Here is a 10236-nt window from a genome sequence, read left to right on the forward strand (position 1 = left end):
CTCTCTGGATGGTCAGGGCAAAAAGCGCAGTCGGCCGCTGGCGACGAACTCCTCGCGCAGCGCCTCCTTGTCGGCCTCGGTCATCGGGGTGTAGTCGGGGGCGCCCCGTCCCACCCACCGGTAGACGGGCTCGTCGGTGCGCCAGCCCTCGATCTGGAGCTGCTTCTTGGCCAGCTTCCCCGATCCGGTGGTGGGCAGGGTGTGGGAGAAGCGCACGAAGCGGGGGGCTCCCTTGGTGCCCAGGTCGTTCTGGGCGGCCAGGAACGCCGGGAGGTCGAGGTCTTCGAAGGCGGTGCCCTCGGACACCTCGACCGCGGCCATCACCTGGTCGCCGGAGCGCGGGTCGGGCACCGCGAACGCGACGGCGTCGATGACCTTGGGGTGGCGGCGCAGCACGAGCTGGCTGTGCAGGGCGGAGATGTTCTCCGAGTCGACCCGGATCCAGTCTCCCGACCGGCCGGCGAAGTACAGGAACCCGTCGCCGTCGAGGTAGCCGAGGTCGCCGGTCCAGTACCAGCCGTGGCGGACGCGCTCGGCGTCGGCCTCGGGGTTCTTGTAGTAGCCCTCGAACTTCTCCGCGCCGTCGGTGTCGACGATCTCGCCGATGGCCTGCTCGGGGTTGGCGACCCGGCCGTGCTCGTCGAGGACGGCGGGCGGGCACTCCTCGCGGGTCTGCGGGTCGACGATCCGCACTCCGGCGTGCATGGGGCGGCCGAAGGCGGTGACGGGCGTGTCGGGCGTCTGCTTGATCATGCCCGCGCCCTCGCTGGAGCCGTAGCCCTCGACCAGCCTGCAGCCGAAGCGGCGCAGGAATTCGGCGCGGTCCTCGGGCGAGGCCTCGGTGCCGAAGCCGTGCGTGAGGGTGTTCCCCGCGTCGTCGTCCTGCTCGGGCGTGGCCAGGATGTAGCCGATGGCCTTGCCGACGTAGGTGAAGAACGTGGCCCCGTAGCGCCGCACGTCCGGCAGGAAGCCGGAGGCGGAGAACTTCGGGGTGAGCGCGACCGTCGCGCCCGCGGCCAGCGCCGGGGCCCACAGGGCCATCAGCGCGTTGCCGTGGAACAGCGGCATCGGGCAGTAGCAGACGTCCTCGCGCTTGACGTCGTACTTGGCGCTGTTGTTGCGGCCCAGCTCGGCGAGCCTGCCCTGGGAGCAGCGGGCCGCCTTGGAGGCGCCGGTCGTCCCGGACGTGAACAGCAGCAGCAGCTGCGTCTTCGGGTCGACGGACGGGTCCGCGGCGGGCTCGCAGGCGTGCTCGGCGACCAGGGCCGGGTACTTCTCGTCGTCGATCAGCAGGAACCGCTCGCGCGGCACCCCGATGTCGAGGCCGTCCAGCAGCTCGAGCCCCGCCCGGTCGGTGACGACCAGCTGGAGGTCGGTGTGCCGGACCTCCTGCTCGAGGTAGGCGCCGCGCCGGGTGGAGTTGATCCCGACGACGGTCGCCCCGCCCAGCGCCGCGGCGCCGAGCCACAGGATGTACTCCGGCACGTTGTCCAGCAGAACGCCGATGTGGAACGGGCCGTCCTGGCGGAGCCTCGCGGCCAGGGAGGCGCGGGCCGCGCTCTCCCGGACCACTTCGTCCCACGTCCAGGCGTCGTCACCGCTGAGCAGGCCGGGGCGGTCGTCCCCGATGCGGGCCAGCAGCAGTTCGGCGATCGTCTCGTTGCGCACCGTGACCGGCCCGGGCTTGACCGGGGCGAAGATGTCAGGGGTCGACTGAGCCAACGGAATTTCCTCCAAACACGCACCCCCCGTAAGGGTGCCCGGTAAAACTAAGTCAGCGGGATGCCCCCGGCTCGGGGGCATCCCGCTGACCGGGAGCGATGGGCTTACCGGCTGGTCAACGCCGGGAAAGCGCCTCGGTGACGGCCTCCGTGTGGGCCTGGGACTCCGCCAGCTGGCGCATCAGCCACAGGCGCAGCACCCGGGTGACGGCGGCGGCGACGTACAGCGCCGCGCCCAGCAGGGTGACGGCCACGAACGCGATCGCCAGGATCTGGGTCGAGGCGATGTCCCGGTTGTCGTCCAGGGCGAGGGAGTTGCTGTAGGCGACGAAGGTCCCCGCCACGCCGAGGATCATCACGACGATGCCGAGGATCCGAAACTTTCCGTCGGCGGCGGACGCGTTGCCGCCGGAGCCGATCTTCTGTCCGGCCACGTCCTGGGCGAACTTGGCGCGCCGCTCTTCGCTGTGGGTCGTGCTCATATGGGTCAACCTCCTAGGTATTCGCTGGAAAGACGGCCTTCGATCTCATCGGGCCGGCCGGTGGCCACGATGCGGCCGTGGAGCATGAGGGCGGCGATGTCCGCGATCGGCAGCACCACGCGGGCGAACTGCTCGGCCACCAGCACCGACAGACCGCCCGCGACGAGCTCGGCGACCGTCTCGTACATCTGGCTGACGATCATGGGCGCCAGGCCCATGGACAGCTCGTCGAGCAGCAGGACGGCCGGGTCGGTGGCCAGCGCCCGCGACAGCGCGAGCATCTGCTGCTCACCGCCGGACATCGAGCCGGCGAGCTGGTCGCGGCGATTGCCGAGGATGGGGAACCGGGCGTAGGCGATCTCTTCGATCTTCTTCAGGTCGACGCCCGTGCCGGTGGTGATCCACAGGTTCTCCCGGACCGTCAGGTTGGGGAAGACGCCGCGGCCCTCGGGGATGGAGCACACCCCCAGCCGGGCCGCGTCCTGGGCGGACAGGCCGTTGACCCGGCGTCCGGCCAGCCGGAGCTCGCCCCCGGTGAGGGGCATCAGCCCGGCGCACACCTTCAGGGTGGTGGACTTGCCGCCGCCGTTGGGGCCGAGCAGCGCGACCACCGACCCGGCGGGGACGGTCAGGTCCACCCCGTGGAGCGCCGGGATCGCACCGTAAGCGGCGCGGGCTCCCACCAGCTCCAGCAGCGGGGCCTGCGCCTCGGCCGCCGGAGCACCGCCCCCTGCGTTCGGGGACGCGCTCGGGGACGCGCTCGCGCCGCCCTCTCCGTGCGTGCTCATGCCACCTCCTCGGTGCCGATGTAGGCCGCGATGACCTCGGGGGACCGCTGGATCTCCTGGGGGGTGCCGGAGGCGATGACCGCGCCGTAGTCGAGCACGTGGATGGTGGCGCACAGCTTCATCACCAGCGGGAGGTCGTGCTCGACCAGGCAGATGGCCAGCCCGTCGTCGGCCAGGCCGCTCAGCAGCCCGGCGAACGCCTCGGTCTCCTGCTCCGTCTGGCCCGAGGCGGGCTCGTCCAGCAGCAGCACCCGGGGCGAGGTCATCAGTGCTCTGGCGACCTCCACCACCCGGGCCCGGCCGGTGGGGATGTCGGAGACGTCCCGGTCCGCGACATCAGCGAGACCGGTCAACTCCAGGATCCGGTCGGTCTCCTTGTCGATGTCGATGCGCTTGCGGGTGGTCGCCCGCAGGATGTCCCCGGCGACCTTGACGTTGTCGCGCACCGACAGGGACAGGAAGAGCTCCAGCTGCTGGAAGGTGCGGGCCAGGCCGAGCTTGGCGCGCTTGGCCGGGGGCAGCTTCGTGATGTCGGTCCCGTCGATGAGGACCCTGCCCTCCGTCGGCTTCTGCAGCCCGGTGATCGTGTTGAACAGCGTGGTCTTGCCCGCGCCGTTCGGTCCGATCAGGCCGGTGATCCGGCCTTCTTCCGCTCCGATGCTCACCTGGTCCACCGCGGTGTTGCCGCCGAAGCGGACCGTGACGCCCCGGGTCTCAAGCAAGGGCATGGACGTCTCCCTTCTCTGCGGTCTGGGCGGGCCGGCCGTCGCCCGTGCGGGCGGGCAGGCCCAGCGCCCGGTCGAGCCGGTCGCGGAGGTCGTCGGTGTACGGCTCGTCGTCGCGGATCTCTCCCGGAGCGGCTTCGGCGCTCTTGGCATGCCCGCCCGTCGCCTCCACGGCGTGCGGCATGAGCTTGGCGCCGATGGCCGGAAGCGCGAACGCCACGACCAGGGTGATGAGGGAGAAGGTCCAGGCGCCGAACACCCCGATCAGTGCCAGGACGTACAGCACGGCCACGAGGGCGCCGCCGCCGAACAGCACGGGCTTGGCGTTCCGCAGCGACCGGTAGCCGTCGAACAGGTCCTGAACCGAGCCGGTGGGGTTCTTGCCGACGCCCATACCGATCAGGGCGGTGGCGACCATCACGATGCTGCCCAGCGACCGGAAGATCGTCGCCGACTCGGGGTGGGCCACGGCCAGCTCGTTGAAGGTGCCGATGAGGACGGCGAAGCCCGCACCGGTGATCAGCCCGCCGAACAGGGCGCCGCTGACGTAGCCGATGCCGCCCACGACGACGATCATCACCAGCCCCAGGCTGGCGATGATCCCGAAGTTGTCGCCCTCGACAGAGCCGCTGGCGGAGCTCATCAGGATGCCGCCCAGGCCCGCGATCGCGGCCGAGAGCATGAAGACGCCGAACTTCAGCTTCACCAGGTCCTGGCCGAGCATCGCCGTCGCCGCGGGGCTGTCCTTCATCGCGGCCAGCCGCCTGCCGTACCCGCTGTTGCGCAGGGCGACCAGCCCGAGGGCGATCAGCGCGAACAGCACGGTGCACGACAGCAGGAACACCAGCGGGTCGCTCAGGTCGAGCGGTCCGAGCCTGGGCTTGGGGACGATCAGCGTGCCGTCGGGGAACAGCGCGAACTCGACGCCGAAGAGGGTGTGCTCGGTGGTGTCGCGCAGCACCATGTTGGACAGCAGCGCTCCGAACGCCAGGGTGGCCAGCGCCAGGTAGAGGCCGCGCAGCCGCAGCGCGGGCAGCGCGACCAGGCCTCCCACCACCGCGGTGGCCGCGACCGCCAGCAGGATGCCCCAGGGGGTGAGCCTCGCGTCCAGGCCCGAGCCGGTGACGCCGAAGTGGAAGGCGGTGACGGTGGCGACCGCGCCGAAGGACAGCGGGGCCAGGTTCATCTCCCCCGCGTAGCCGGTCAGCACGGTGAGCGACAGCGCGATGATCGCGAACGCCATGCCGAGGCCGAGCGTGGTGATGCCCGGCTCCTCCAGCAGCAGCGAGTACAGGAAGACCCCGCCCACCAGGACCGCGCCCCACACCAGCGCGGCACGCACGGAGGGCACCCGGAAGCGCTCGCGGGTGCGGACCGCCGCGCCGCGCAGCCGGTCCTGGGGCAGCACGATGATGACGACGAACAGGATGATCATCGGAAGCGAGACCCGGAAGTTGCCCGTCCAGGTCCAGTCCGTGGGGAAGTACGCGGTCACATAGGTGGCGGCCAGACCCAGCACCATGGCTCCGATGAAGGCCGGCGGGATGCTGCGCAGCCGGCCGAACATGGCGGCGGCGAAGGCGTCGATGACCAGCAGGGTCAGCGCGTTGGCCTCCAGCGAGCCGCCGCTGATCGGGGTGATGAGGATGCCGGCCAGCACGGCCAGGCCCGAGCCCATGGCCCAGGACAGCATGGCGACGCGCTCGGGGTCGTGCCCGTTGAGCCGCAGCAGGTCGGGGTCGTCCACGGTGCCGCGCATGACCACACCGGTGCGGGTCCGGTGGAAGAGCAGGCGCAGGCCGACGGCGATGCCCACGGCCACCGCGAGGCAGATGATCTCGTGGACCCGGACGACCACGCCCGCCACCTCGACCGACGCGTCCGTGCCGAAGAACATGTCCAGGGTCCTGGACTCCTCCGGGGACCAGATCCACTGGGACAGGTACACCGTCCCCAGCATGACCGCGACGGTCACCACGATCTTGGCGACGTCGGAGACGCCGCGCAGTCCCCTCATGATCACGCTGTGCAGCAGCATGCCCATGAGCGGGCCGAGAACACCCACGACGAGCACCAGGGACAACCACACCGGCAGTCCCCAGCCCACGGTGAGCTGCCAGTAGAAGAACGTGCCCAGCATGGCCTGCGCGCCATGGGCGAAGTTGAAGATGCCGGAGGTGTTGTACGTGAGGACTAGACCTGACGCGGCGATGGCGTAGACCGACCCCAGAACGAGCCCGAGGATCGTGAAGGTAAGGAAGGTGGTCATGGTCGCCCTTGTGCGAGTGAGGGAGAACTGGCGGGCAGGCCGGCCATCGGGGAGATGGCCGGCCCGCCGTCGATCAGGCCCAGGGCCCGATCAGGGAGGACTTCAGGACTTCAGGAAGGTGGTGGAGATCCGGTCGGCGTTGAGCTTGGTGCCCCACAGCTTCTTGTCGATCTTGACCACGTTGTCGTCCGCGCACTGGAACTTGCCGGCCTCGGCGGGGAGGACCTGCTCGAACTCGGAGCCGGTGAGCTTCAGCATCATGGAGCACTTGGCGGGCATGTTGGCGCCCGGGTCGGTCGGGGCGTGCAGGCCGCCGCCGTCCCACTCGTGCACCTTGGACAGCTCGGTCGTCACGCACTCACGGGTGAGGTCGGAACCGCACTTCTGGGCCGCGGTGGCCCACAGCAGGAACGCGGAGGTCGCCTGCATGCCCAGCAGCGCGGGCTTGCCGTCCTTGGCCGCGACCAGTTCCTGGTACTTCTTGACCGCCGGCACCTTGTCGGCGTTCTCGAACGGCTGGAAGACCGTGTTGAGGTGGATGTTGTCGCCCAGGCCCTTGGTGTTCCACTGCTTCACGTAGTCGCTGTACCAGGTGGACTCGAAGACCAGGGGCACGTCGAGGCCCACCCGGTCCAGGGCCTCCAGCATGCTGAAGGACGCCGGGTCGGGGCTCTTGGACGTCCACAGCGCCTTGACGCCGCACTTCTTGAACTTCTCGGCGAACGGCACGTAGCTGGCGTCACCGGCGGCGTTGAGCTTGACACCGCAGTTCTTGACGTCGACGCCCAGGCCGTCCAGGACGTCCACGATCTTCTGGGTGCCGGCCTCCACCGCCGCGGAGGTCGAGCTGATCGTGTCCAGCCCGTCCTTCATCTCGGGGAACTTCTCCAGCGACATCTTGAGGTTCGCGGCGTTGTAGTGGTCCACCGGGTAGGGCACGGCCTCGAACTTGTTCGGGCCCATCGAGGCGTTCGCGCCGACGGTGAAGCCCGCCACCGTCGGCAGGTCGCAGCCGACGCGGTACTGCTCGGCCGCGTCGTCCAGGGCGAAGCCCTGGCCGACCAGCATGAAGTCCTGCTTGCAGGCCTTCTGCATGACGCTGACGGACTGCATGTAGGCGGCGTCGTACTGGTTGCCCTTGATCTTGCGGCCGTTGATTCCGCCCTGCTCGTTGCACCACGCGATCATGGCGGCGACCGCGTCGCCCATCTCCTTGTTCAGGCCGGGCGCCTTGGTGAAGCCTCGGTCGTCGCCGTAGCCGATGACGATCTCGGAGTCGGTGACGCCCTGGGCGGTGGCGCCCTTGGCGTCGCCGGCGCCGCACGGCGAGGCCAGCGTGCCGAAGGCGTTGTCGGAGGTGCTGTTGTCGGCGTTGCCCTCGGACGAGCCGTCCGTGCCGGAGCGCTCGCCCGCGCAGCCCGTGGCGAAGAGCGCCAGGGACAGGATGCCTGCGGACAGGCTTCCGAACTTGTTCACCTTCATGTGGGGGTCTTTCCTTTCACCGGGCGACCCGAAGGTCCCCCGGTCGGGGTGGTGAGGGGAGAAGGAAAATCCTTGGTCCGGCGGTCAGCCGAAGTAGGCCTGGCCTCCGTCGAGGGGCACGGTCGCCCCGGTGAGATAGCGCATGTGGGGCCCGACCAGGGCGGCGACCGCCCGGCCGATGTCCTGCTCGCAGTCGCCGATGTAGCCGAGCGGGATGGTCTTGCGGAACTCCTCGGCCTCCTCCGGGAAGGCCTCGGTCCAGCTCTTGAGCCCCGGCGACAGGGCGTGCGGCGCGATGGCGTTCGCGCGGATCCCGTCCACGCCCCACTCGGCGGCGGCGGTGCGGGTCAGCGACTTCAGCGCCTGCTTGGCCGCGGCGTACGCCCCGTAGGTGGAGGGGTCCCAGCGGACCATGGCCGAGGTGACCAGGTTGACGATGTCCCCGCCTCCACGCTGCTTCATGTGGGGGTGGCAGGCCTTCATGAAGGCGAAGGCGGCGAACGGCCCGGTCTTGAACCCCTTCTGGAAGGCGCGGTCGCTCAGCGTGAGCAGCGGGCCGTAGGCTCCCGAGTAGGCGTTGTTGACGAGGATGTCGATTCCGCCGAACGTCTCCGCCACCTGGTCGACCAGCGCCGGGATGGCTTCGGTGTCGGCCACGTCGCAGGCGAAGGCCTCCGCCCTCGCTCCGCGCCCGCGGATCAGCTCGCAGGTGTCCTCGAGCTTGGCCGGAGTCCGGCCGAGCACCGCGATGTCCGCGCCCTCCGAGGCGAGGGCCAACGCGATGCCCTGACCGACGCCCTGCCCGGCGCCGGTCACGAGCGCCACTTTCCCGGCTAGGCTTCGCAATGTTTCTCCTGTTGTGTGGGTCACAGTGAATCGACATAGTGAAGTGACCGGAACCACCCCATCCGCTCAGTCCCACTCAGCGGAATGAAGTGAATCGGCGTGGAGAAACCGCAGGTCCCACTCATCGGGAACCTCCGGGCAGTGAGCGGGATCACGGCGAGAATGAGCGGCCTGTACCGGTTTGTGCGGGCGCGGGCGCCGCGAACGAGGAGGATTGCATGAGCACTGATCCGGCGATCATGATGGCCGAGATCATGGGCGGGTTGACCGGCCCCGGCGGGGCGTTCGAACTGATCGAGACGCCCGGACATCCGGCGCCCGGTTTCGTCGGCGCGGCCCGCAACCTCGGCGAGGTGCTCACCGCTTCCGTCGGCTTCGGCGAGCGCGACTACATCGTCACGGTCACCGAACGCCTCACCTACGCCCAGCACGCGGAGCGGGTCGCCGCGCTGGCCGAGGCGCTGCGCGAGGAGCACGGCGTGCGGCCGGGCGACCGCGTCGCCATCGACGCCGCCAACGTCCCGGACTGGATCGTCTCGTTCTGGGCGGCGGTCGCCGTCGGCGCCGTGGCCGTCGGCTACAACGCCTGGTGGGCGCCGCTGGAGATCGAGTACGCCCTCGGCCACACCGAGCCCAAGCTGGTCATCGCCGACGCCAAGCGGGCCGCCCAGATCGGGGACCGGGCCGTGGTGCTGACCCTGGAGGAGGGCGTTCCCGCCGCCGTGGAGCGGCACCGGGGCGCCGAGCTGCGGGTGCACGACGCCGCTCCGGAGGACCCGGCCGTCATCCTCTACACCAGCGGGACGAGCGGGCGGCCCAAGGGCGCCGTCCACAGCCACCGCAACCTGGCCTCTGTGATCGAGTACCACCGGGTGAACGACGCGATGATCGTCGAGATGGCCGCCAAGTGGGGGATCGAGAGCAGGCCCGAGGACCGCCGCTACCTGCTGGCGCTGCCGCTGTTCCACATCGCCAGCCTGCACAACCTGGCCGTGCCCCGGCTGGCCACCGGCAGCACGGTGGTCATGTACCAGGGCGGGTTCGACGTCGACCGGGTACTGAGCCTGGTGGAGAAGGAGAAGGTCACCAACTGGGGCGCCGTGCCGACCATGGCGCACCGGATCCTCGAGCACGGCGACGTCTCGAAGTACGACCTCTCGTCGCTGACCGCGTTCGCGCTGGCGTCCGCGCCCTCCTCCCCCGCCTTCAAGGCGCGGCTGACCGAGGCCTTCCCGCCCGCCCGCGGCGCCCTCGTCGACAGCTACGGGCTGACCGAGTCCTGCACCGCGATCGCCGTGGCCTCACCGATGGACCTCGAGCAGGCCCCGGGCACGCTGGGCCGCCCCGTCACGGGCGTCCGCCTGGAGATCCGCGACGCCGAGGGCAGGGCGCTGCCCGAGGGCGAGGAGGGCGAGGTCTGCGTGCTCAGCCCGTACGTCATGCTCGGCTACTGGAACAACGAGGAGGCCACCGCCTCCGCGATCGGCCCGGACGGCTGGCTGCGCACCGGCGACATCGGCATGATCGACCAGGGCCGCCTGCGGCTGACCACCCGCCGTTCGGACCTCATCATCCGCGGCGGCGAGAACGTCTACCCCGTCGAGATCGAGAACGTCCTCGCCGAGTACCCCGGGGTCCACGAGTGCGTCGTCCTGGGCGCCCCGCACCCGGACCTGGGCCAGGAGGTCATGGCCGTCGTCGTCTTCACCGGCGAGCCCGCCTCCGAGCAGGAGCTGGCCGGCTTCGCCAAGGAGCGCCTGGCCTACTTCAAGGTCCCGTCGCGCTGGGAGATCACCACTTCCCCCCTGCCCCGCAACGCCACGGGCAAGGTGATCCGCCGCGATGTCGAGAACACCGTCGGCCTCTCCCCGGAGACCTCGGCCGCCTCCCCCAGCTGAGACACCCGGTCGGCGGAGAACGCCC

8 protein-coding genes are annotated in these 10236 nt (G+C 70.3%); 1 reads left to right on the forward strand and 7 read right to left on the reverse strand.

The window, feature by feature from the left end:
- Positions 1–12: 12 nt before the first annotated feature.
- The 7 genes from casI to ABD327_RS16795 all read right to left on the reverse strand — a co-directional run bounded on the left by casI (position 13) and on the right by ABD327_RS16795 (position 8283).
- Positions 13–1722 (reverse strand): steroid-22-oyl-CoA synthetase, encoded by a 1710-nt coding sequence (gene casI / locus ABD327_RS16765; RefSeq protein ID WP_344451324.1) that lies wholly within the window; start codon positions 1720–1722, stop codon positions 13–15.
- A gap of 115 nt (positions 1723–1837) precedes the next feature.
- Positions 1838–2203, reverse strand: a complete 366-nt coding sequence (locus tag ABD327_RS16770) for a hypothetical protein (RefSeq protein WP_344451325.1) — start codon at positions 2201–2203, stop codon at positions 1838–1840.
- A 5-nt stretch (positions 2204–2208) separates the two neighbouring features.
- The gene (locus ABD327_RS16775) at positions 2209–2991 is read right to left on the reverse strand and encodes an ABC transporter ATP-binding protein (RefSeq protein WP_344451326.1); all 783 of its coding nucleotides are present in this window, start codon (positions 2989–2991) and stop codon (positions 2209–2211) included.
- Positions 2988–3719 carry an ABC transporter ATP-binding protein gene (locus ABD327_RS16780; protein WP_344451327.1) on the reverse strand — a complete coding sequence of 244 codons (732 nt, stop codon included), beginning with the start codon at positions 3717–3719 and terminating at the stop codon, positions 2988–2990. Before ABD327_RS16780 ends, ABD327_RS16775 begins: the two co-directional genes overlap by 4 nt.
- Positions 3706–5985, reverse strand: a complete 2280-nt coding sequence (locus tag ABD327_RS16785; protein ID WP_344451328.1) for an ABC transporter permease — start codon at positions 5983–5985, stop codon at positions 3706–3708. Before ABD327_RS16785 ends, ABD327_RS16780 begins: the two co-directional genes overlap by 14 nt.
- Positions 5986–6087: 102 nt before the next feature.
- On the reverse strand, positions 6088–7467 hold the full coding sequence (locus ABD327_RS16790; RefSeq protein ID WP_344451329.1) for an ABC transporter substrate-binding protein: 1380 nt from the start codon (positions 7465–7467) through the stop codon (positions 6088–6090).
- A gap of 84 nt (positions 7468–7551) precedes the next feature.
- Complete coding sequence (locus ABD327_RS16795; protein ID WP_344451330.1) at positions 7552–8283, reverse strand: SDR family NAD(P)-dependent oxidoreductase; 732 nt, start codon at positions 8281–8283, stop codon at positions 7552–7554.
- 248 nt (positions 8284–8531) lie between these two features.
- Here ABD327_RS16795 and casG point away from each other — a divergent pair, with 248 nt between their 5' ends.
- Positions 8532–10211, forward strand: coding sequence for a steroid-24-oyl-CoA synthetase (gene casG / locus ABD327_RS16800; protein WP_344451331.1), 1680 nt, complete (start codon positions 8532–8534; stop codon positions 10209–10211).
- Positions 10212–10236 lie beyond the last annotated feature (25 nt).

Origin of the sequence: Actinocorallia aurantiaca, from assembly GCF_039533685.1 — a bacterium.
Lineage (GTDB): Bacteria > Actinomycetota > Actinomycetes > Streptosporangiales > Streptosporangiaceae > Actinocorallia > Actinocorallia aurantiaca.

What these genes read in the sequence shown, in the direction of transcription:
- ABD327_RS16775 (WP_344451326.1), bottom strand. Translation starts at nt 2,991, where the DNA reads ATGAGCACGCACGGAGAGGGCGGCGCGAGCGCGTCCCCGAGCGCGTCC.
- ABD327_RS16790 (WP_344451329.1), bottom strand. Translation starts at nt 7,467, where the DNA reads ATGAAGGTGAACAAGTTCGGAAGCCTGTCCGCAGGCATCCTGTCCCTG.
- ABD327_RS16780 (WP_344451327.1), bottom strand. Translation starts at nt 3,719, where the DNA reads ATGCCCTTGCTTGAGACCCGGGGCGTCACGGTCCGCTTCGGCGGCAAC.
- ABD327_RS16770 (WP_344451325.1), bottom strand. Translation starts at nt 2,203, where the DNA reads ATGAGCACGACCCACAGCGAAGAGCGGCGCGCCAAGTTCGCCCAGGAC.
- casG (WP_344451331.1), top strand. Translation starts at nt 8,532, where the DNA reads ATGAGCACTGATCCGGCGATCATGATGGCCGAGATCATGGGCGGGTTG.
- ABD327_RS16785 (WP_344451328.1), bottom strand. Translation starts at nt 5,985, where the DNA reads ATGACCACCTTCCTTACCTTCACGATCCTCGGGCTCGTTCTGGGGTCG.